This window comes from Natronospira bacteriovora (assembly GCF_030848495.1).
Lineage (GTDB): Bacteria > Pseudomonadota > Gammaproteobacteria > Natronospirales > Natronospiraceae > Natronospira > Natronospira bacteriovora.
The window spans coordinates 546,355-569,178 of sequence record NZ_JAVDDT010000002.1 but is presented as its reverse complement, the minus strand read 5'-3'; the positions used below and the strand labels follow the sequence as shown (position 1 = coordinate 569,178).

Below are 22,824 nucleotides of genomic sequence, written 5' to 3'. Positions count from 1 at the left end.
TTTGTCATAATATATATTGATTCCCCGGCCGTGCCCGACCTTGTGTTTGCTGCTTTTCCGCTTGTGAATGGTGAGATAACACTCGCTATAGACAAGTGGGGGAGCGATGCCCACCCGTAGATTTGCACCCCTCCCTTACCAGGTCCTCCAGGACGATCGCCTGCGCGCGGCAGATCTGCGCGTGCTGGGGTACCTATGCACGCACGATCCCCGGCGGCAGGGAGATGCGTTCGCCTGTCCACGCCAGCTTATTGCTCACCAGACCGGCATGCACGAGACGGCAGTTTCGCGAGCCATCGGCCGGCTGGTGGCGTTCGGGTGGATCGAAAAACTGGGTGGTGGCCACCGGACAAGGAAGACTCAATACCGGATTCTGTGGGACCAGGAAAAGGGTAACAACCCTGTCACCCTTTCCGAGAGTGAAAAGGGTAACAACCCTGTCACCCTTTCCGAGAGTGAAAAGGGTAACAACCCTGTCACCCTTTCGGATGAAAAGGGTAACAACCCTGTCACCCTTACTCCTATTAAAGAACTAGAACCTATAGATAGACAGTACTATCGGCTCGGTTCTACGCGCGAGGAAACCCGAGCCGAGCCGAACAATTTTTCTTTCGTCGAAGCCGTGAAAATTTTGCAAAAACACGGCACCCCAGATCGCTTCCTTTTCACCGCCACTGATCGTCGGATCGTGATGGCGTGGATCACTGATGGCTACCAGGCAAGCCAGGTGGATTCAGCATGCCGAGTTGCTTTGGGCATGCGGAAGAACCAGGGCGATCCAAATCCTATTGGTCCCCGGTATGTGGACCGAATCCTCAGAGACGACAACAGGAGATCCAGTGATGCGAGGAGCTCACGAGCTGGCAGCGAAAGCGTTGCAGAACGGGCCGAAGAAAGTAACCGGCGGTGGCTCGAGGGGTCCGGCGGACTATGAGGCCAGGACCCGGGCTATCTGGCAGCGGATGATTCAGCGGTTCGGATTTAAGTGGACCAAGCAGTTTGGCGAAATCCCGGATCAGGGCGTGTCGTCCACCATGGCCGAGTGGGGCCGAGGTTTGGATGGCATGAGCAACGACCAGATTCGGCATGGCTTGGACCTGGTGGATCGCGGTGGGTACGAGTGGCCGCCGAGCCTGCCTGAGTTTCGGGAATTGTGTCGCCACCGTCCGGTTCCAGTCTTCCGCAGCCTGCCGGCGCCGCCGATCAGCAATGAGACAAGGCGCCGATTCGTCGCCGAATTGCGCAGGTCTCTTGGGGGTGGACGGTGATCTCTCTCCCGTTCTCGCTGCCTTTGTGTTCGGTGAAGGGGTATTCCGCCGCCCTCCGGGCTGCGCCTTACTGCGTTCCAGCCCTCCAGCCACTGCGGGCTTTGCGGGCGAAACCCGCTGGGCCCTGCCTGCCGGGGTCGGTCTCATGCCTCGATCAATCGAAGCGGATTAGCGGAATGGGGTGGCGCTGTAGGCCAGTGGTGGCGCGGGCTGTGGCGTGTGGGTACGGACCGGTACCGAACAGGGGGGGTACCCCCCACCGAAAGCTGGTACTCAGAGCCCCCTATCCGCGACCAGGTACTGGCTCTCAAAAATGGGAGGCCTCTCAGGGGCCCGCCCAGGGGGGCGCGGGGGGATGAGCGAGTATCTGCGCACGCTGCAGGATGTGGGTGGCGATCTGGCCCGGACGGTGGGCCGGGTGCATCTGGGACTGTCGCCGTGGCCTGAGGCGCGGGAGGAGTGGCTGCGCTGGGGCGTCCACCTGCGTGTGACGCGGGGCGTGTCGGTCCGTACCTGCGATCGCTACCTGCGGGCCGTGGGCGAGTTCCTGCAGTGGCTGGAGCCCGGGCCGGCCAACGGGCTGGACGGTGTGGACCGCGACACGGTGGACGGCTGGATGGAGTCGCTGTACCTGGAGCGGCGCCTGGGGGCTCAGACGCGGCAGGTGCTGCTGGTGGCCTTGCGGTCGTTCCTCGCCTGGCGGTCGCTGGAGAGCGGCGAACCGAACCCCGCGGCGGATGTGCGGGGGCCGCGCAAGCCGAAGACCGAGGCCCGGAAGCTGACGCACCGCCAGGTCCGAAAGCTGATCCAGGCGACCAGTGGCCCCGGCCTGACGGCGCTGCGTGATCGTTGCCTGCTGGTGTTTTTGCTCTCGACCGGCGCGCGGCCCATCGAGATCCGGCGCTTGTGCCTGGGCGATCTGGACCTGCGGGAGCGTATGGGCCGGGTCCGGTTCCGGGGCAAGGGCGCGAAGGAACGGACGGTCTCGTTCGAGGGCCCGGCGATCAAGGCCTTGCTGGAGTGGCTGCAGGCGCGGGACCAGCTCGACCTGCTGGAGCCTGATCGGCTGTGGACGACCGTGGGCAAGCAGGCCGGCCGGCCGATCACGGAGCGCGGTCTGGACAAGGCCCTGGGCCGCGTGGCGAAGCGGGCGAAGGTGGCGCCCTTCGGCCTGCGCATGCTGCGCGTGACCTTCGCGACCGAGCTCTACGACAGCGGCAGCGACATCGAGGAGATCCGCAAGCTACTGGGGCACGAGAGCATCGAGACCACGCGGCGCTACCTGGCGGTTTCTGAGCGGATGCAGAAGGCCCGGATCCCGGGTCGGCGCCTGCGGGCGATCATTGGCGATGAGCGGGATGTGCCGCTCTGGCTGAGGCACAAGATGGGCAACCTGGAGAGCGAGAGCAATGCGGAGCAGTGACGATCCACGCATGGCCCTGCTGGAGCGATTCCACCCGGACCACAGCCCGTTGGTGGCGTTGGGCCTGGAGGTTGGGCCGGATGCCCTGGACGCGGTGCTGAGGCACCTCGGGCCGGGTAAGCCGCATGTGCCGGACCGCGATGCGTTCTGGGTGGGATTGGAGCGCGAGCTGCGTGACGAGCGGATCCGGGTGGAGTTCGACGGGGCCAATGTCGGCGAGCTGGCGGAACGCTACGGTCTGAGCCCGCGGTGGGTGCGTCAAATCCTGGCGGGAAAAAAGTGAAGCACTTCGGACGACAGTTCCGGGGTCTGTGAGCCAAGGTTGGGGCGATGAGCGAAAAAAGGTCTGGCAAAAAGCGGAGCTACACGATGAGCGATAAGGCCCTGGAGCAGCGCCGCCAGGCGGCGGAGCACTCCACCGGCCCGCGTACGCCCGAGGGCAAGGCTCGCAGCTCCCGCAATGCCTATGTCCACGGCCAGCGCAGCGCGGCGCAGGACATGGCTCTGGGTACGGGTATGTCGCTCGGCAGCTTCGGGCGGCCGTGCAAGAGCACCTGCCCGATCCACCCGGACCAGGACCCGGAACACCCCTGCCGCCTGGTGCTAGAGGGGCTGACATCGGCCGGCGGTGATTGCCTGGACAAGACGGTCTATGTCGAGGCTTTCGATTCGATCATCACGGGCATCCAGCGGGGCGAATACGAGGGCGTGAATGCCATGGCGGCTGCCCAGTTGGCCGGCTCGATCGAGATCCTGCAGCAGCTGCGGGATGAGATTAACCGCGACGGTGCCACGATCAAGCAGACGATCTACGGCAAGGAAGGCCCTGTAGGCACAAAGCGTGTGGCCCATCCCGCGCTCCCGCATTTCATCAAGCTGGTGCGCGAGCTCGGCATCACCATGCCGGAGATGATGGCGACGCCGAAGAGCCGCGAGAAGTTCATGGACCCGGACGACGAAGACGATCCAGTGCGCAAGATGTTCGAGGGTCTGGCGGCGGCGGCCGGCAAGCCGGTGAGCCGCAATACCGTGGACGGCGATTTCGAGGAGCTGCGTGATGGCCCGGACTCGGACTGAGGACAAGACCGAGCAGCAGCAGATTCGGCAGATTGCCGAGCGTTGCGTCGTGGACCGCAAAGACTTCGGGTGGTGGTTGGACCAGAAGGGCTGGCATTGGCGAGCGCTGGATCGCGGTGAGTACGGCATCTCGCTGGAGCAGGCGCAGCTGCTGTATGTGATGGAAGACCCGGTGCTGTGGTGCCGCGCGTTTCTCACCGACCCGGACACGGGCCAGCCCTACGAGTTTTGGGACTACCAGCGCCCCAGCATTAGGGCTTGGGATCAGAATGTGGTCCACCAGGATGGCGCTGAAGTGGGTAAAACCCGGGAGATCATCGCTCTGATCTTGTGGGGTATGTGCACGAGTTTCGGCATGAGCATCCGCCGTCCGAGCATCCTGGTTGGTGCACCGCAGCAGACGCACCTGGACGAGATCATCATGGCGATGGAGGAGCACCTGGGCGTCGAGGAAGACCATCAAGGCGGCAAGCCCATCATCGGCTACCACTGGCGTAAGCCGAAGAAAACACCTCACTACATGGCTCGTTTTCGCACCCCCAAAGGCCCGGGTCGCGTGTATTTTCGGCCCAGTGGACACGATGGTGAGGCTTTCCGGGGTGTCCACGTGAACGCCATGGCGCTGTTCGATGAGTCGGCAAAGGCCAAGCACAAAGTCATCTGGTCCGAGTTCTTTCGAGCAATGATGCCCGGCTGTAAGTTCAGGTGTTATTCGGTTCCGGACGGTGATCGCCAGACGGATTATTACCGCATGTGTCAAGAGGCCCGGCTTAATCTACGGCCTGGCGAGAAAGGCATGCGGCTTTTCCATTGGCCGAAAACCATCCAGCCTGAATCGTTTTGGAATCAAGAGCGAAAAGAAGAGGCCATTCAAAACTTCGGCGGAGAAGGCGAGCCCGGCTACCAGCGCAACGTCCTCGGCCTGCATGGCCAGCAGGAGAACCCGGTCTTCCCCTGGCCGGTGTTCGAGCCGAACCTCCGCCATGTGCCGGAGTACCGTTGCCTGCGGCTGACGGAGAACACCAGCGAAGGCTCGGTGCATGTCCAGGCTTACGAGATTGAGCTAAAGCGCGACCAGGGCAAGAAGCACCCGCACCGGCAAGTGCTGGCTGATCGCTACGACAGCCTCTCGGGTTGGCGGGCCAAGGACCGCACCGTCATCCGCGAGGTGGTGAACAAGCTGCTGCGTGAGTTCTTCGAGCCCCTGGGTCCGGCCCGCTATTGGCTGGGTGCTGACCTTGGCCTGCGCAATGACCCGACCGAGATTCGTGTCTGGCAGGAGCGCGGCGACGAGCTGCGTTGTGTGGGGCGGATCCACGCCAAGCATGTCAGCTACGACGTGCAGTGTGAGCTGATCTACTGCCTGGACCGAATCCATGGCCAGGCACTGCATGGCGGGATCGACATGGGCAGCGCCGGCGCGGCGGTGATGAACATGCTCTACAACCTCGAAGACTACGAAGACGCCCACTTCGAGGAACGCCTGACAGGTTTCAACTTCGGCGGGTGGCTGGATGCTGTGGACGAAGAGGGCGAAGCCCTGATCCAGACCGACCAGAGCAGCGGCAAGGAAAAGGCCGAGCGCCTGCCCGCCAAGCACCTGGCCACCGATCTGCTGCTGCAACGCATGCAGCGCGTGGGTTTTGCCTATCCCTACGACCGGGACACGGTGAGCGATTATAGCAACCACACCGCTCGCGAGGGCACGCGCTTCCCGATCTACGCGAAGAAAGACGACCATGTGATCGACGCCGATCGCCTGATGATGCTGCGCCGTTCGTTTGACGACGAGCAGGGCGCCCCGGATCTGTTTGCCAGTGGCTCGGAGTCCCGCGCCGCCTGAGGAGAGAGTGATGTTTCAGCGAATGATGAGCTTGTTTGGTGGTGGCATGAAGGAACCCGCCCAGGGCGACATCCTGCCGCGAGACGCCAACCCCTACGGCCCCTATCAGGCGATCATGGAGCAGTGGGTACCGAGGGAGAATAACCCCCACCTGCTGGAGGCTCTCCGTGAGGGTATCCCGTTTGTGGACGCGGCCATCGACTGGATGGTGGTCTTCGACGGCATCATCAAGCCCGTGGCTGAGAGCGACCGCCTCGAGCGCGAGATCCGTGACTGGATGGAAGGCGTGATCGTCAACGACGAGGAGCGTGGCCTGCAGGCCTTCTACGAGGCCATGGGCCAGGAGCTCTACGAGCAGGGCTTTGCCGTTGGTGAGCAGGTCATGGCCCGGGACATGAGCGACCTGGAACGGCTGGTGGTGGCGGACTCCAAGGGCGTCCACTTCCGCCGGGAGAACGGCCGCACGCTCGAAGTCTGGTATCGCCCGCCGGGTGTAACGCACGACCGTACTGGCGGTGTCGATCGTTCCGCTCGGATACTGCGCAACAACTTCGCAGGGGCTGAGCATCCCGGGCAGGCGGGTTTCACCCAGCTTGATCGCGGGCGCCTGGTGCATAACATCCATCGCTCCGAAGGCGGCAACCCATACGGCACTAGCATGCTGCGTTCACTGCCCTTCCTTGCCCGGATACTGATTGCGATGGATGTCAGCACGCAGAAGGTCTGGGAACGGTTTGGCGACCCGAACTACCATGTGAAGTACAAGGCCGCTGCCCGCCTCGACAGGGACGAGCTGGAGCGGCGCCGAAAGAAGCTATCCGGCGACTTCAAGGCGCTTTTGAGCGCGAAAGGCGATGGCACTGTCCAGGATTTCGTGACGGCGATCGGAAAGGATGATGACCTCGAGATCAGCGTGATCGGCCATGACGGGCAGGTCCTCGAGATCCAGGAGCCTGCCCGCCATGTGCTGGAGCAGATGGTGGCCAAGACCCGGCTGCCCGCTTGGCTGCTGGCATTCCACTGGTCCACGGCCGAGCGCCTGGCGAACAAACAGAGCGAGCTGCTGCTGCAGGATTCACGCACGCGCTTCACGGCCCGCAAGATTCAGCTCAAGGAGTTGGTGGCCACCGCCCTGCGTGCCCGCGGCATCACCTGGAGCCCGGGGGACTGGGACCTGGAGCAGGACCTGCCGAACATCGCGGACCAGGTGGCGAAGAGTCAGGCCAACTTCCTGGACGCCCAGGCCGAGATGGTGCGCGGGCAGGTCGATGGCGGCAACAGAAACGGCGGCGGGGAAGGTCAGCGCGCTTATGTGGACCGCACAGGCAAGATCATCCTGCCGACGGACGAAGGCTACCAAGCCCCCGCCAAGCATGCGCGCGGGTGTAACGGCCATCATCACGACAAGGGCCATGGCCACAAGGAGGCGTTTGCCGAGGATGACGCTGCGCTGGAACGGTTGGAGTCCGACACTGAGAGCTTTCTGCTCAGTGGCTGGTGGGATGCCTACAATCAGCTCCTGCGCGTGCTGGACCTGGACGACTACAAGGCCGCTGGTGGCAGCGCTCAGAAGCAGGACGACGAGCTGGTCTTTGCCTTCGACCTGGGCAACACGGACAGCCTGCGCCGCATCAACGAAGAGCTGAAGCAGACGCTGGGTTCGGCCGAGTCTGACTTCACGACCAACACCATCGAGGCCTGGGCCCGTGGCACGGCCAACGCCGCCAACGAGCCTGGCCTGACCGACGCGATCACCGAGGGTGTGCGGACCCGTGCCCGGCGCAGCATCGAGGTCAACAGCTTCAACGCCATCGAGCGGGCCGTGGATCGGGACCTGCGCGATGATGTCCTGCAGCAGCTCATGGAGGGCGCCTACGACGGCAGCCATCCGCGTGATGTGGCCCGGGCCCTTCGCCGCCGCTTCGACGCCCACGACTACAACTGGCGCCGCCTGGCGCGGACCAAGATCGGCGACGCCCAGTTCACGGGCAAGCTCGCCCAGTACGCCGAGAACGGGGTGGAGGAATACGACTGGATCTACGCGGGCGGCGCCTGCCCCATCTGCATTCGTCTGGGCGAGGGCGGTCCCTACCTGGTGGGTACCGGCCCCACGCCGCGACAGGACAGCCATCCCGAGTGCCGATGTAGCGCCCGTGCCCGGTCTGACTGATATTGGAGGTCTTAACAATGGCCGAACAGATGGTTAGCAAAAAGACATGGCATGAGTTCCGGGACTCCGGAATGCTCTGGTTTGTGAACAGAATCCTCCATTGTTTCGGTTGGTCAATCGTTTTGATATTGGAGGAGGGTGGTGAGATTTCGGAGGTTTATCCGGCTCGCGTACGCTTCAGGGGTTTTCCGCGGGACTCTGAGGAAGAGGGTTTCAAGCGCGTGTCTCGGTACCTCCATGACAATGCTGCCGAATTGTTGGACGATGCAGAGCGGTGAGCAGCTAGCTATGGATAACCGAGATCGCTGGTTCGAATACGACTGCCCTGTTTCGCTGATCGATTTTGATCTTGATCCGCCACCCGGACACGGTGAGCTTTTCCACTGCCCAGGGTGCGGCCAGAGCCACGAAGCCGACTGGGATATAGGTCAGTGGCTTGAAAGCACACCCGACGGGGTGTGCCAGTACCAGCCTGGCTGAGCTACACTGTCAGGCAAACCTGCAACTCGCTGGAGGTTTTTATGCGCATGAGCGATAGAGGCTGGTACCGCGACAGCTTTCTCCATGCCAGACGGCGTCTGCATAAGGCGATGCGCCATTTTGTGCGGACTCTCGCCGCTGACCTAAAAGTGGATCTGCTGCTGGATAAAACCTGTAGGCGGCTGGGGGTTATCAGATGACAGGCCGTTGCAGGGACTGTAAACATTTTACCCCTGATGATCATCATCAAGGCGCGGTCGCGGTTGGGGATTGCGGTGTTCTGCCGTTTGATCATCAGGAGATGAAGCAGGACCAGATGGCTGTGGCTCCAACCGGGCATGATTCAGGTGTTTTGGTGGGAGCCGATTTCGGGTGTATCCACTTCGCTCGGCGAGAATCAAAATGATGGCTGGAGGAAGCGCCATGGATGTGAATCAGAAAGACCCGCTTGATTTTGGGGAGGTATCGGCGGAGCACGCGTTGAAAGCAGCGCCTATTATGGCGAAGGTTTTTTCACAGGCAGGCATCACAGCCCAGGAAGCATGTGAACGGCTTGCATCAGAGGAGGGAAAGGCCGCCCTGCTGGAAATGGGCGCCCGATTATACGATGCAAAGGTGGCAGGAAAGATATAGCCATAACCAAAACTGATGCCCTAAAAGCCCGGCCTTGAGCCGGGTTTTTTTATGAGCGAACCGAAAAAAGTGAAGTGTTTCGGACGACACTTCCGCAGGTCGGGTGCTAAACCTTCACGCGAAGCATTAGCGAATGGTGCCACTTGCGGGAGCGACCGATGGCGAAGAACAAGCAGGACCAGTCACAGGATGAGAGCGGGGCGAGCGAGGAGCAGGCTGCCAAGGATGGCACTTCTTCCGAGGCGACTGCGGCCGAGCAGTCCAACAAGGCCAAGCGCGGGCAGAGCCAGCCGGAGTACATGAAGCCCGGCTACAAGGGCCCGATCACCGCTGATCAGGCACGGCGCCGCAACAAGGCGCTGGCCCAGGCCCAGAACGGCGGCAAGTAAGCGATGGCGGGTCTGGCCCTCAAGCGTGATTCGGCGGTGCCGGCGATCAAGGAACGCCGCGCCGTCCGCGTGAAAGGCGCGAAAGCGGCTTCCGATGAGCAGCTCGCGCTGATCAACGGCTGGGCGCTTGAGGAGCTGAAGGCGGACGATGTCTATGTCCGCACCTTCTACGTTGCCCACAACGCCATCGACCGGGATCTGGAGGTCTTCTCTGCCGACGTGCTGGAGGACTTCGCGAAGACGCTGCCCGGCAAGGGCTTCTTCGTTATCCACCCCAACCACCACAAAGGCGATCCCGGCCCGGGTGAGGGGTTGTGGTTCCAGGCGCGGACCGTGCGCATGAGCCAGTCCGAGGCCCGCGCCGCCCTGGGCGAGCCGGAACTGCAATGGCTCAACGACAGCGACGAGGCTGTGTTGCTGGAAGCCTCCGCCTACCTGCCCAAGACATCCGAGAACGAAACCCTGCGCATCAAGCTCGATAGCGGCATTGCCCGCTACGTGAGCATCGGCTTCGGCTACGCCGAGCTGGACCCTGTGTTCGTCAACGACGAACTGGTGGCCGCCATCTATCGTGCACCGGCCGAGGCTTCCGAGGCCTCGCTGGTATGGCTGGGCGCGCAGCCCGGCGCCCGCGTGATCAAGTCATTCAATCGTGAAGAGGACTCCGACATGAAACTGGAAGAACAGCTCAAGCAGCTCGAACAGAAGCTGTCCGCCAAGGACACCGAGCTGAGCCAGCTCCAGAGCAAGGCCGAAGCCGGCGAGAAGGCCAGCAAGACCCTCGAAGCTATTGCCAAGGCGGCGGGCGACGAGAAGGCCGGCCCGGATCGCCTGGTGGCCCTGGTGGAATCGGGCAAGCAGTACGAGGACGAGCTCGTGAGCAAGGCCGTCCGCCTGCAGCGCCTGGCGAAGCAGATCGGTGACAGCGACGCCGACGCCAAGAAGGCGGCGGAGTTCCACCGCAAGAACGGCGTGGCCCACACGAAGCAGTACGTGGAGATGCTGGAGAAGACGGTGAAGGACACCGGCGAAGGCAGCATCGAGGGCGCGGATCCGAACGCCACCGAGGCCAGCAAGGGCGACGACGACCTCCGGGACGACAGCCAGACCAAGGCCGCTGTCGGCGGGTAATCGCCGGCAGCTGCAACACCCGGGCAAATTCATCAACACGGGGTAAGGAACGATGGACGAGATCAAGATTCTGAGCGGCACCGAACGGCTGGAGACCCTGGAGGCGACCGCCACTGCCGATCGCGAAGTCGGCGATGTACAGATCATCAACGGCCTGGTCTGCGTGGCCTACGAGACCATCGCCAACGGCGAGGTTGGGCGCTTCATTCACCAGTCCGAACTGGCGGTGGCCCCCTCCGGTGTGACGGACGCGGATGCCGCCGGCAAAGCCGCGTACTGGGATGCCAGTGATAGCCAGGTCACCACGACCAGCACCGACAACACCAAGTGCGGCATGTTCCTGGGCCCGATTACCTCGGGCGAGGAAGCCGATTTCCGACTCGACAACAGCATCAACCTGTAACACCAGGTTGATCCGGGCCGCGCATCGGCGGGGCAGTTGAACACCAAAAGGAAGGAGGACTGAGGCATGAGTCTCAAAGGTACCCCGAACGGGATCCCCACGGGCATCAACTGGCAGAAGGCCCTCGCCCGCATGGATGATCCACGTGGCCGCAAGTCCGTCGCCAAGGCGATGAGCGACTACTTCAACCAGATTCGCGGCAAGGCACCGCTCAAGCACATGGTCAGCGAGGGTATGAAGACCACCCGTCCCGGCCACAACGAGCTGCCCCAGCGTGAAGAAATCGATGTGCGTGTCTACAGCGCCCGCGCCGACCTCGGGCTACTGAGTCTGTTCGAATATGTCGACAAGCGTTCGAGCAACAACCCCACGCACAAGTATGCCTCTGTCAACGGCGGCCAGATTCAGTTCCAGGAGCGCGGGCACGGCGAGAAGGCACGCATCCAGCCGATCAGAGCGCCTGGCGCGGAAATGATCCACTCCGTTCCCCATCACGGTGCGCTTGGCATTGATGATGATGAACAGCGGTTTGATGAATACATGGTCTTCGAGCGCGCCCTCCAGACCGTACCGGGCAAGTGGGACAACTATGTCGCTGACATGGCCGCTCAACTGATCAAGGCCCTGACAGGCATCACCCAGACCTGGGACACCGACCTGGTTATGACCGCGAACAAGGCGGCCACCCAGATTCTGGAGGATGTCGGCGATCTTTACGGCGTGGCGGACTCCACCGCTGAGTTCGCGATGGTGTTCAATCCGAACCACATTACTCAGGTTCAGAAGGCCTTTGCATCCGCCTACACCGCGCCGAACGACAACGTCTCCGGTTCGCAGTTTGCCTACACCATGCGCCCGGTCATGACCCGGAAGCTGGCACCGGCAGATGGTATCCACATCGTTCTCCCTGGGCACGACATGCTTGATGTCGAGTGGGATGCCCTGTTCGCGGAATACGGTCGTGACTGGCAGGCCGGTTCGGATAACTGGGTCTACCGCGCGCGCCGTAACTTGGGCATCGGCAACACCGGCCAGCTTCGCAAGATCACGCCGCAGTAAGCCCGGCCTGATAACGACCGAGGCTGATTGAAAGGCCCGGGGCCGGGGCAACCGCCCCGGGCCTTTTTGGATAAGGAGCCAGCGCAGTGCCTGATTCGCCGACCATCGCCAAAGCCGGTGACCTGAAGAACAGCGGCTTCACCGCCGAGCAGTTCCCGGGCCATGACGGTGAGTTCACCGAGTACCTCAAAGGGGTGCTGGCGGATGCCCGCATGGAGGTGGTCGGTGTGATCGGTGAGGCGAAGTACACCGAGCTCAAGGAGGGCGACGAAAGCAACGCGAAGTTTCAGGCCCGGCAGGCTGAGCGTTACTTCGCCACGGCGGAACTCTGGCGCCGGCGCAAGCAGTACAGCGACTCCAGCGCGATGAATGCCCGCGAGACCGGCTTCCGCAATCTCTATGCGGACTTCGAGAAGAACGCCCAGCGGGCCGAGGAGATGGCCTGGAGTTATCTGGATCTGCTCAAGGGCCCGACACGGGGCACCACGCATTTGCAGACGGGGACGGTACACAGCGGCCTGATCAAGCGGGAGCTGAACGAATGAAGCTGCTGACCAATGGCCACATGATCGCCCGCTCTTTCCGCCGTAAGGCGCAGTCCGTCATGTCGGGTTTCCATCGCGGCATGCGGCGGCTGACCTCGCTGGCCGAGAAAGAGCAGCAGGACCGCCTGAGGGGCTCCAACACGGCTGCGCCTGGCGACTACCCGCCCGTGCCCAACCGCACCGGCACGCTGTTTCGTGGCGCGGGTGCCGAAGCTCGCGGCAGCGCCATCGTGATTTTCAACACGGCTGATCATGCCTTGCCAGTCCATGAGGGCTGGGAGCGCGGCGATATCAGGGTCGCCGGCCGACCGTTCGCGGCGGATGCCGCCCGGCAGGTGGAAGAGCAGGGCACGGCTGTCATGGCCAAGAGCCTGCGGGAGGTCTGGCAATGAGCCTGGATCTGATGCTGGAGCGGGTGAAGACGCTGTTGCCGGAAGATGAGGGCTTGGCCGCCTGGGCCCAACAGCATTTCGGCAAGCCCATCCAGGGCTTCAAGGCCAACAAACCGTTTCAGCAGATCCATAGCAGCGAGCTTCCGGCGCTGTATGTCGTCACCGGCAACGGCCAGAACGCCCTGGAAGTGGGTAACGAGATGCAGCGCCCCGAAGTGACGGTGCCGGTTGCGTTCATCTGGCATGAGCAGGATCCGGAGAAAGCCGTGCAGCAGTCCGCTGAGCTGGTGGACCTCATGGTGCAGGCGCTGATGGTTCGCCCGGAGCTGGCGGACGACGAGCAGGACCCGGCCTGTGAAGAGGCGCATGTTGCCCGCTTCCAGACCGACGCCGGCAACCCGACCGGCCAACCGCGCCACTGGATCCAGTTCGAGATTTCCGCCATCTACGAGGTATTCCAGCCATGAAGAAGCAGGACAAACAACAGGACACGCCGCCGGAACACACAAGCCCGTCGCTGGCCGTCAAGGCCGGTGATGTCATCCGACTGGATCGATCGGGCATTCGTGCCTGCGGTGATTTCCGCGCGGGCGTCGATTACACGGTGGGCGAGGGCAAGGGGCAGGTCTCGCCCGAGCGCGCCCATCGCCTGGTGACGGTCAAGGGTTTTCGCGTGAATCCTCCCGCGAAGGCAAGCAGCACCACCAAGAAGGAGTAACGCACCATGGGTAACAAGCAGGCCCGCGGCTACCGCACAAAGGTGGTGGCCTATGAGCAGGACACACTGAGCCAGATCCCGGATCCGGCCGATGGGCACCGGTTGTTCTTCCGCACCTTCGGGGTGCGCGGGCAGCAGGATCTCGAAGAGAGCGAAACCCTGCGCGGCGTTCGCGGCCGTGCCGAGCCGGACCTGGGCAACAAGAATGTGGCCGGCCCCATGGTTGGGGAGGTGGACGCCGCCAACATTGGCCTGCTGCTCAAACACCTTTTCGGTGAGGTCAGCACCACCGGCGCCGGCCCTTACGAGCACGAGTTCACGGTCAACCAGGAGGGGTTTGAGAAGAGCCTGCTGCTGGAGAAGGACCACGGCTCGGTGATTTCCGGGAGCGGTCGCGTGGAACGGTATCTCGGCTGCCGGGTTTCCACGGCCGAGTTCAACTTGCCGCGCAACGGCTACCCCACCATCAACTGGGACTTCCTCGGCGCGGCTCACACGCTCAACGAGACGCCGCTGGACACCGACCCCACGGACACCGGCTTCACGCCGTTCACCGCTTTCCGGGCGGGCCTGCAGATGAATGACCAGCCACTGGCCAACATCACCGAGCTTCGGGCCACGCTCTCCAACGACCTGGACGACGACCAGTATGTCGTCGGCGGCGAAGGGGAGCGGGTGGATATCCCGGAAGGCTGGTTCCTGGTCAGCGGCCAGATCACGGCCCGCTTCACCAGCGCCGATCTCCTGCAGAAGGCCATTGATGGCGACACCGTTCGCATCGTCGCGTCGCTGTCTCGTGGTGATGGCTCCGGCTCGGCGGGCAACGAGTTCTTTGAGCTGGATCTGGAGAAGCTGCGCTTCCAGCGCAACAGCCCGGAGATCGACGGCCCGCGTGGCGTTCAGATCACCCTTGACTTCCAGGGCTTCCAGGACGGCAGCGCCCTGGCCAAGGCCGTGCTGAAGAACCAGGTGGAGAGCTACTGATCATGTTTGTGATCCGAAAGCATAACGACGTCTGGTGGGAAGTGCCGATCTCCGAGCCGGACCCGGACAACCCCGGGCAGGTTCGGGAAGTGACCTTTGAGGTCAAGTTCCGGCTGCTGAAGCGGTCGGAGCTTGAGGCTTTCAACGAGCGCATTAAGAGCTTCAAGAAAGGCGCTGAACAGGACCGCCTGGCCGAAGAGACGCTGCTCAATCATGTGCTGGATTGGCGGAACGGCCCTCTGGATGAGGACGGCAAGCAGGTGCCGTTCACGCCAGAGAACCTCAAGGCCGTGATGGACCACCAAGTTGCCGCGTGGGCTATCGGCCAGCAGCTGGTCCGTGCCTCCAGCGGGCTGGCCGCACGGGGAAACTCCAAGGCTGGGTGAGATGGTTTGCCGACTCACCCAGCGTGACAAACGCGGCTTATTGCGAGGGGTGTAAGGCCGAGCGGGACGAGCCCTGGTTGTGTGAGGAATGTCCAGCCCAAGAGTGGCTGGCCATTCTGCCGGAGAACGCCGACGCCGCTCGGGTCTTTTATCGCGGCTGGAGGCAGTGGCACATCGGCACGTATGTAACCGGCCAGGGAAAGGACGCTGTTCGCTGCCAGATCCCGATAGCCCCTCGCTTGGAAGGCCTGGAGTCCATCGCCCGCGCGATGGACGTGGAGTGGAACGCGGACCTGCTGGACAAGCTGCAGGTGATGGAAGCCGAACGCATCAAGGTAGAGCGAGAGCGCCGTGACGCAGGAAACCCTTAGAATCCGGGTGCAAGTGGATGGCCAGGGCCGGGTCCGGGCTGATCTGCAGAATGTCAGTGGCGATCTGGAGCGTACCGGCGAGACCGGCCAGCGAGCCAGCCGCGGCTTGATGAACTTCCAGCGGGTACTGGCCACCGTCGGTGCCGGCTTCACCTTGCGTCATGTGATCGACGAGATCGGCGGCTTCGAGCAGAGCATGTCCGGCGTTCGGGCCGTGACTCAGGCCAATGAGCAGCAGATGCAGGACATGCAGGCCCAGGCCCGCGAGCTGGGTGCCACAACGCTGTTCTCCGGCCAGCAGGCAGCGGAGGGTATGCGCTTCCTCGGCCAGGCGGGTTTTGATACCAACCAGATCATTGCCGCGATGCCGTCCACACTCAACCTGGCGACGGCCGCGAACATGGATCTGGCCCGCGCCGCCGATATCTCCTCGAATGTGCTGCAAGCCTTCCGCCTGGAAGCCGCGCAGATGCCGATGGTGGCGGACACCCTGACCGCCGCCGCCAGCACCACCAATACCAACATCCAGCAGTTGGGCGAGGCCATGCAGTTTGTTGGCCCTGTCGCCGCCGCCTTGCAGATTGATATCTCTGAGACGGCGGCCGCCGTGGGCGCTTTGTCCGATGCCGGTATTCAGGGCTCGGCTGCCGGTACCGGTCTCCGCCGGATCCTTTCCAGCCTGGTCAACCCGACGGGCGCGGCGAAAGATGCGCTGAATGATCTCGGCGTGGAGATGGCGGATGTAGATCCCCAGGCAAACAGCCTCGCCGACATCATGGACACCTTGCATGACGCGGGCCTCGATGCCAGCCAGGCGTTCCAGATCTTCGGCCAGCGTGGCGGCCCGGCGATTCTTGAGCTGGTCAACCAGGGCGCGAAGCTGCGCGAGCTCACCGGCGATTTCCGAGATGCCGAAGGCCGTGCCGATGAAATGGCTCAGACCATGGCCGACAACCTGCCGGGCGCCATTCGCGAACTGCGCTCGGCCTTCTCAGAGCTCATCCAGCAGTCCGGCGATGCCGGCCTTAGTGGCGCTTTCCGTGGCGTGACGGAGCGGGGCACCACCTTCCTTCGTGTGATCACTGACATGGATGAGCACCTGAGCGAACGCCAGGAGGGCTATCGCGGCACGATCTTTCTCGCTGAAAACATGAACCTGATTCTCGGCGTGTTGGCCACGACGATGGTAGCCCGCATGACACCCGCGCTGCTGGCCAAAGGCCAGGCGCTGTTGGTCGTTGCCCGTAACGCCAGGATTGCCAGTGGTGCTTTGGCGTTCTTTGGGGGTGTACCGGGGCTTATTGTCGGTGCCGCCGCAGCCCTCGGTATGTGGGCCATGGCGTCTCGAGAAGCCGGCGTCGACACCGAGGGGCTCACGAAGCAGGTGGACCAACTCACTGGCTCGATGGAGAACCTGCGAGAGACCAGGATCCGAGAGGCGATGGAGGAGAACCTTGTCGCCCTCAATGATCTGCACGACGAGTCTGAACGGCTCGAGCGCAGACTTGAGCAGCGTCAGGCTGCTGTCGGTGCGGGCTGGGGCACGGAGGAGCAGGTTGAAAATGCGCGCGATGCCCTGGCTGAAAATCAGCGTGAAATCGAGCAGCTCGAAGAAAACCTGAGGCGCCTGTCGATGGCCGGGGACGAGTCAGCCGACTCGACGGACCGCCAGACCGATGCCGCAAATCGCAATACCCTCAGCACAGAAGGGAACGCCGGTGCCAAGGCGGAGCTGACTGCTGAACTCCAGCGCTACATGAACAACCTGGATGAAGAGATCGCCACCCTGGGCATGAGCCGGGCGGAAGAGATCGCCTGGCGCGGGGAAATCATGGCGAGCAAGGCGGCGACGGAGGAGCAGGCTGACGCGATCCGAATCCGTACCGCGACCCTCATTGCCGGGTTGGGCGCGCAAGACGAAGCAGCGGAGCGTGAACGCGTACTGACCGAACTGCGGAGCGGGGCCGAGTCCACCCTGGCGTCATTGATGACCGCCGAAGAGCGCCACATCCGTCAGCGCCAGCAGCTCCAGGAGGCGTTCGATGCCGGTGTGCTGGACATCGATGAGGAGGAGTTCGAAGCGGCGCTGGAGCGCATGGACGAGAACTTCGAGCGGACCGTCGACAACATGTCGCAGTACGCCATCCAGGGCCAGCGGAATATCCAGAACACCCTGGGCAATACCCTCGAAGAAATGATGAGGGGCAACTTCGACAACATCCTCGACATGTGGATCAACATGATCATCCGCATGGAAGCTCAGGCCATGGCCTCGCGGATGCTTGGACAGGATTCCGGCAGTGGAGGGTTCTTCAGTGCGATCGCCGGCATGTTCGGCGGCGGTGATGAGCCCGAAGTGGACGGCGGCTCTGCGCTCGGCGGCACTGTGCACCGAGGCAGTCTTCGTGAAGTCAACGAGCAGGGCGGTGAAATGCTCTCCGTCGGTGGTCGCGACTACCTGATGATGGGTGGCCGCGATGGCCGCATCACACCCAACCATCGACTGGGTGCCGCCGGCGGCGGCCAGGCCATTTCCGTCGGTGACACCATCATCAACGCCCCGGGCAATCAAGACCCGGCCATGCTCATGCAGCTTGAGCAGAGGCTGGCGGAAGAGCGCCGCCAGACGCTTCGGCAAGTTCAGGATCTGATGGAAGGGAGGATGCTGAATTGATCGTCCCGTTCCCGAACATCCGCCACCCCGGCCGCGCCACCTGGGGCATGGTCGCCAACAACGGCCGCTTCCTTTCCGTTCTGAGCAGCGCCATGCAGGAGATGGTGCGGCCCGGCGCCCGTTATGCCTGTGAGATCGGCTTCCCGCGCTTGCGCGGGCGGGATGGCCAGCTGGTGGAAATGTTCCTCGAGCAGCTTTTGGCCAATGCCGCCTGGACGCGCATGCCCCACTGGGCCTATCAGCGGTATGGCAGCGGCTCAGGCAACCCGGTGGTCGACGGCACACTGGCCGCCGGCAAGATCGTGACGACTCGCGGTTGGTCGGCATCGGCCACCGCCGTGCTGGAACCTGGTGATCTCATCGGCCTGAGCAGCAACGAGCTGTGCCGTGTCACGGCCACGGTGAATGCCAACGCCAGCGGGGAAGCCGAGATCCCTATCGCGAAGCCGCTGCGCACTTTCCCGTCAGACGGGGAGGCCATCGAGATTGAATCGCCGAAGGCCCTGTTCAAGCTGGCCAACGCCAATGAGTGGGACGTGCAGTGGCGTTCGCCCCGCAAGGCCGGCCTGTCGGTTGGCTTCATTGAAGACCCCACCGCCGGAGCGGGCTCATGACGTTCCCTGTGGCCTTCCAGGACGCCGTCATCGGTAACCGCTTCGGCTGGTGCGAGCTGCTGCGTATCGATTTTCCGTCGTTGCTGGCGGCGACCACGACCCATGAGCGTGAGATGGAGCACGAGGGCGTGGTGTATTCGCCCGATGGGTCGTGGGGCGGGATCGATAAGGTGCGCCATACCGATGAGCTCCGGGCGGTGCGCACGGAGGTGGTGCTGTCCGGTGTGGATGCGGACATCCTGCATCAGCTTGAGACCGAGTACACGCTCTGGAGCCGGATCCGCCTGTACTGGTGTGCGCTGGATGTCGACACCTTCGACGTGCTGGGAAGCCCGGTGCTGGCGGGCGACTGGCGGGCGGGGCAGTCGTCGGTGCGGATCGCGCAGGACACGCAGGAGGTGGTGATCTCGGCGGAGTCGATGACCATTCAGCTGCGCCGCCCTTCGATGCTCTCCGCCAGCCCCGAGACCCAGGCCCAGCGCTTCCCCGGTGACACGATCTTCAATGACGTGCGCCACATTCCCGGCCGGGAGATCCGCTGGGCGCGGAACATCACGCGCATTCCAGGTGGCGGCTTCAACGATGCCGGCGAGTTTATCCAGAACCAGCAGGATGCCCAGATGCGATGGAGAACAAAATGATTCGGCGGTCGAACTGGGAGCGCCGCCTGAATGCCTACCTGCGATCCGTGCAGTGCCGGCCGCATACCTACGGCGAGCACGATTGCACCCTGTTCGTGGCCGGGGCCATCCAGGCGATGACGGGCGAGGATCTGGCCGCTGACGTGCGCGGTGAGTACGCCAGCCAGGAAGAGGCATTCGCGCTGATCGATGAGCTGGGCGGCAGTCTCGAGGCTATTTGCCGTGACCGCCTGGGCGAGCCGGTGGCGCCGCTGCAAGCCCGGCGGGGTGATGTCGTGATCGGGCCGTGGGCGGATCAGGGCGGCGACACCCTGGGCGTGGTGCTGGGCGCTCGCGTGGCCACGGTGTGCAATCGCGGCCAGACCCGGCAGATGCTGGGCCAGGCGCGGCTGGCGTGGAGGGTCGGATGAGTAGCAGTAACTCGCGGATCCTCGGCGGCGCGGTGCTGTTTGTCGGCGGTGCTGTCACCGGCAACTGGGGCGTGGCCCGGATGGGCGCGGTGCTGGCCCTGGGCGGCATTCAGGAATCGATGAACGCCGACCCCATGCCGGAGTGGGACTTCAATCAGAAGATCAACGCCCGGGGCGCGACGGAAAAAATCGGCATGTGTTTGGGCGAGCGCCGCCTGGGCGGGGTACAGATTGCGGGGCGCAGTCATTACCAAGAGACGCTGTGGTGGGGTGTCGCCCACTGCTATACGCAGCACGGCGTCGAAGCGATTCGCGATGTGTGGATCGGCGATGAGCGCATCCCGCACGAGGACATCGATGCCGACGGCTATGTGATCGGCGACAGTCGTTTCGCCGGCGTTGTCCGCGTCTGGCGCCGCACCGGCCTCGAGACCCAGGACGAGATCAGCGAGCTGGTCGAAGACGGCCTGCAGGGCTACCCCGGCTGGCAGACCAGCCACAAGGGCAAGGGCGTGGCTTACACGGTAGTCGAGGCCGTCATCCCCGAGAGTAGCGAGGCGTTTGAGAAGGCTTTCCCGCGCGGCTGGCCCGGGCATATCAGCTCGCTGGTGCGCGGCGAGAAATGCTACGACCCGCGCAAGGATTCGACCAACGGCGGCAGCGGCTCAAACCGACTGAACGATCCGGCCACATGGGAGTATACGCGCAATCCGGCGCTGCAGGGTGCGCACTACCTCACGCGCCCGGTGATGCACTGCGGCGGGGGCTTCGGCGCGGACACGATCATCTGGCCGAGCGTGGCGGCAGCCGCCAACCGTTCCGACGAGGACCTGGAGATCCCGGACGGCAATGGCGGCACCACCACCATCCCGCTGTATCGCTGCGATCTCTACTGCGACGCCGACGACCACAAGACCAATATTGAGCGCATCGAGCAAACGATGCTTGGCCGCATTCGCGAAGTACGCGGGCAATGGGTGTTTAAAGCCGGCGGCTATACCGCGCCCAGTGAAGTCATCGACCAGGATTGGCTCGCTGGCGAGATCGAGGTCAAGACCGCCCGGGAGCTGGGCGAGGTCTACAACAGTGTGACGGTCGAGCACGTCTCCCCGAATGACAACTGGGAGTTTGTCAACAGCCTGCCGTTCACCAGCGCGGCTTACGAAGAGCAGGATAACTTCCAGCGCCTGCCCCGCGTGATCCGCGCCGAGGGCATCACCAATAAATACCGCGCACAGTATCTCGCCATTGTCCGCGCCCGCCAGACTCGCGATCAGAAGGTCGTCGCCCTCCAGGCAAACTATAACGGCCTGCTGCTGGAGCAGTACGATACCAACACCTTCGACTTGCCCGACACCGCCATCGGCGGCAACACGTTTGAAATGGTCGACCACACCTGGTCGCCCAACGAACCCGTCTCGCTCCTTTTTCGCGAGCACAGCGAATCCGTCTGGACTGTCACCGCCGCTGACCTCGAAGAGATGGAGGACATCCAGACCCCGGTGGTGCCGCCCGAAGAAGTCCCGCCGCCGACGAACGCTACCGTGACCAGCGTGGCGGACGGCATCGAGTTCGCGGTCGACACCCCCAACCCATTGCTGTGGGACAACCTCCGCATCCAGATCGCGGACGACAGCAGCGGCAGCCCTGGCACATGGCAGGACGCGCCACTGCAACGCTCGGCGAGTTACCACCACCCCGATACAACCGGCGCGCTCAAATGGTTCCGCGCTCGATGCGAGGCCTACGGCTCCGACCCCAGCGACTGGACCGAGCCCGTCAGCAGCCAGGGCAAGACCGTGGCCGACGGGGCGGACAACACGGCGAATCACACCGCCGGGCGCGGTGTGAACATCATGCCGGCGCGCTACAGCATTTTCAGCGAGCGGGTGTTGCCGCCTCATGCGGGAGCACGCGTTAATGCGAACCTAGAAACCTACCGCAGCCTGCGCGACATCTCGGCTAAATACGGGCAGCGATTCCTGTACCTCACTAAAACCGAAAGCGATCAGACGTCATTCTTTTGGTTTACACCGGCCACCGGCGACCACAACATCCCGGTGTCGCCGAATACCACGTATATTTTCAGCGCTTATTTAAATCGAGAGGGCAGCGGGAATGGGTCTGTCCGCCTTCGGTGGAAGGACGATGAGGGTTCGACGGTGTTTGCCAACCTCTCAGTGTCCGCAAGCACTGGCAGCTGGCCTCGTTACACCGCCACGCTCACCACTGGCCCCAATACAACGGAAATCAACATAAACCTGCGGATGGATGCGGATTCCTTTACGAGCGGGGGCCTCTATCTGGATGGGGTGATGCTCGAAGAGCTCGTCGGCAACGACGAGACCCCCAGCGAGTTTGCGTTCCCAACCGTCTCCATCGGCGGCACGGCCCTGCCCATCAACGATGGCCGCCTGACCGACATGCGCGGCATGATGGCGCTGCTCGGCTTTAATAGGAGCCCCGCGCTCCAGAATGAATACCCCATCAGCAGCGTCGACGACGGCTCATCCGTCACCATCACCGTCGGCTCACACACCCGACGTGGTGGCTCGGCCGGCACCGTCAGCTACGGCAGCGGCGACATCTCCGGGCTGAGTTATGAGACCACCTACTACATCTACTGCAGCGATCCCGATTACCAGGGCGGCTCAGTCGCCTACCTCGCGACGCAGACTGTGCAAGACGTCGTGGCCGATGACGGCAATGTTTACGTCGGCGGCCATGTGACGGTCGGCGAAGGTGGCTCGGGCGGCGGCAGTCCGCCCGATTGCGTCTGCGTCGATGCCTGGGTCAGAGAGGACTTGCAAGCCGGTGATGTGCGCATCGGTGACCGCCTCTGGGATGTGGTGGATGGTAAGCGCATCGAGCGCGAGGTCATTGCTGTGCGCCGCTCACCTGAGCCCGTGCGCTGCATCCGCCTCACGACCGAACGCGGACATCAGCTCACGCTCTCGCATGCGACCGCGATCAAGATCGACGGGCACAAAGGCCCCGGCCGCTATGTACCTGCCGGTGCCCTGCGGGCTGGCGATCACACCGTGACGATCTGGCACAACGGCCAAATCATCTGGGACCGCATCACCGCCGCCGACCCCGATCTGCGCGAGTATGTCGCGCACATCAGCGTGGGCGGTCATGAGTACCTGGCCGGCGACATCCCCGGTCGCTGGGTGCTCAGCCACAACAACGACGAAATCAAGCCGTAGGAGG

At 63.3% G+C, this 22,824-nt stretch carries 23 protein-coding genes; all 23 read left to right on the top strand.

The window, feature by feature from the left end; genetic code table 11:
- The first annotated feature begins 106 nt into the window (after positions 1–106).
- Positions 107–934, top strand: a complete 828-nt coding sequence (locus tag RBH19_RS05565; RefSeq protein WP_306727816.1) for a helix-turn-helix domain-containing protein — start codon at positions 107–109, stop codon at positions 932–934.
- 689 nt (positions 935–1,623) lie between these two features.
- Positions 1,624–2,691, top strand: coding sequence for a tyrosine-type recombinase/integrase (locus RBH19_RS05560; RefSeq protein WP_306727815.1), 1,068 nt, complete (start codon positions 1,624–1,626; stop codon positions 2,689–2,691).
- Positions 2,678–2,974, top strand: coding sequence for a Mor transcription activator family protein (locus RBH19_RS05555; protein WP_306727814.1), 297 nt, complete (start codon positions 2,678–2,680; stop codon positions 2,972–2,974). Before RBH19_RS05560 ends, RBH19_RS05555 begins: the two co-directional genes overlap by 14 nt.
- Positions 2,975–3,060: 86 nt before the next feature.
- Positions 3,061–3,768: a hypothetical protein gene (locus tag RBH19_RS05550; protein WP_306727813.1), complete on the top strand. Its 708-nt coding sequence runs from the start codon at positions 3,061–3,063 to the stop codon at positions 3,766–3,768.
- On the top strand, positions 3,749–5,611 hold the full coding sequence (locus RBH19_RS05545; RefSeq protein ID WP_306727812.1) for a hypothetical protein: 1,863 nt from the start codon (positions 3,749–3,751) through the stop codon (positions 5,609–5,611). Before RBH19_RS05550 ends, RBH19_RS05545 begins: the two co-directional genes overlap by 20 nt.
- 10 nt (positions 5,612–5,621) lie before the next feature.
- A complete protein-coding gene (locus RBH19_RS05540) occupies positions 5,622–7,781 on the top strand; it encodes a structural protein (protein ID WP_306727811.1) in 2,160 nt (719 codons plus the stop codon).
- 903 nt (positions 7,782–8,684) lie between these two features.
- A complete protein-coding gene (locus RBH19_RS05535; RefSeq protein ID WP_306727810.1) occupies positions 8,685–8,894 on the top strand; it encodes a hypothetical protein in 210 nt (69 codons plus the stop codon).
- 158 nt (positions 8,895–9,052) lie between these two features.
- Entirely contained in the window at positions 9,053–9,283 is a 231-nt protein-coding gene (locus tag RBH19_RS05530; protein WP_306727809.1) for a hypothetical protein, read from the top strand.
- Positions 9,284–9,286: 3 nt separating this feature from the next.
- On the top strand, positions 9,287–10,414 hold the full coding sequence (locus tag RBH19_RS05525) for a hypothetical protein (protein WP_306727808.1): 1,128 nt from the start codon (positions 9,287–9,289) through the stop codon (positions 10,412–10,414).
- 52 nt (positions 10,415–10,466) lie between these two features.
- Positions 10,467–10,817 (top strand): DUF2190 family protein, encoded by a 351-nt coding sequence (locus tag RBH19_RS05520; RefSeq protein WP_306727807.1) that lies wholly within the window; start codon positions 10,467–10,469, stop codon positions 10,815–10,817.
- Positions 10,818–10,883: 66 nt separating this feature from the next.
- On the top strand, positions 10,884–11,876 hold the full coding sequence (locus RBH19_RS05515; RefSeq protein WP_306727806.1) for a hypothetical protein: 993 nt from the start codon (positions 10,884–10,886) through the stop codon (positions 11,874–11,876).
- A gap of 86 nt (positions 11,877–11,962) precedes the next feature.
- Complete coding sequence (locus RBH19_RS05510) at positions 11,963–12,421, top strand: hypothetical protein (protein WP_306727805.1); 459 nt, start codon at positions 11,963–11,965, stop codon at positions 12,419–12,421.
- Entirely contained in the window at positions 12,418–12,813 is a 396-nt protein-coding gene (locus RBH19_RS05505; RefSeq protein ID WP_306727804.1) for a hypothetical protein, read from the top strand. Before RBH19_RS05510 ends, RBH19_RS05505 begins: the two co-directional genes overlap by 4 nt.
- Positions 12,810–13,280, top strand: coding sequence for a hypothetical protein (locus RBH19_RS05500; protein WP_306727803.1), 471 nt, complete (start codon positions 12,810–12,812; stop codon positions 13,278–13,280). The genes RBH19_RS05505 and RBH19_RS05500 overlap by 4 nt, the downstream gene beginning before the upstream one ends.
- Entirely contained in the window at positions 13,277–13,531 is a 255-nt protein-coding gene (locus tag RBH19_RS05495; RefSeq protein WP_306727802.1) for a hypothetical protein, read from the top strand. Before RBH19_RS05500 ends, RBH19_RS05495 begins: the two co-directional genes overlap by 4 nt.
- 6 nt (positions 13,532–13,537) lie before the next feature.
- Positions 13,538–14,515, top strand: coding sequence for a phage tail tube protein (locus tag RBH19_RS05490; RefSeq protein ID WP_306727801.1), 978 nt, complete (start codon positions 13,538–13,540; stop codon positions 14,513–14,515).
- A 2-nt stretch (positions 14,516–14,517) separates the two neighbouring features.
- Positions 14,518–14,901 carry a hypothetical protein gene (locus tag RBH19_RS05485; protein WP_306727800.1) on the top strand — a complete coding sequence of 128 codons (384 nt, stop codon included), beginning with the start codon at positions 14,518–14,520 and terminating at the stop codon, positions 14,899–14,901.
- Entirely contained in the window at positions 14,898–15,272 is a 375-nt protein-coding gene (locus RBH19_RS05480) for a hypothetical protein (protein ID WP_306727799.1), read from the top strand. Before RBH19_RS05485 ends, RBH19_RS05480 begins: the two co-directional genes overlap by 4 nt.
- 109 nt (positions 15,273–15,381) lie before the next feature.
- A complete protein-coding gene (locus RBH19_RS05475; RefSeq protein WP_306727798.1) occupies positions 15,382–17,946 on the top strand; it encodes a phage tail tape measure protein in 2,565 nt (854 codons plus the stop codon).
- Entirely contained in the window at positions 17,943–18,560 is a 618-nt protein-coding gene (locus RBH19_RS05470) for a hypothetical protein (RefSeq protein ID WP_306727797.1), read from the top strand. The genes RBH19_RS05475 and RBH19_RS05470 overlap by 4 nt, the downstream gene beginning before the upstream one ends.
- The gene (locus RBH19_RS05465; RefSeq protein WP_306727796.1) at positions 18,557–19,201 is read left to right on the top strand and encodes a hypothetical protein; all 645 of its coding nucleotides are present in this window, start codon (positions 18,557–18,559) and stop codon (positions 19,199–19,201) included. Before RBH19_RS05470 ends, RBH19_RS05465 begins: the two co-directional genes overlap by 4 nt.
- On the top strand, positions 19,198–19,611 hold the full coding sequence (locus RBH19_RS05460) for a DUF6950 family protein (protein ID WP_306727795.1): 414 nt from the start codon (positions 19,198–19,200) through the stop codon (positions 19,609–19,611). The genes RBH19_RS05465 and RBH19_RS05460 overlap by 4 nt, the downstream gene beginning before the upstream one ends.
- Positions 19,608–22,820, top strand: a complete 3,213-nt coding sequence (locus tag RBH19_RS05455; RefSeq protein ID WP_306727794.1) for a hypothetical protein — start codon at positions 19,608–19,610, stop codon at positions 22,818–22,820. The genes RBH19_RS05460 and RBH19_RS05455 overlap by 4 nt, the downstream gene beginning before the upstream one ends.
- Positions 22,821–22,824: the final 4 nt, after the last annotated feature.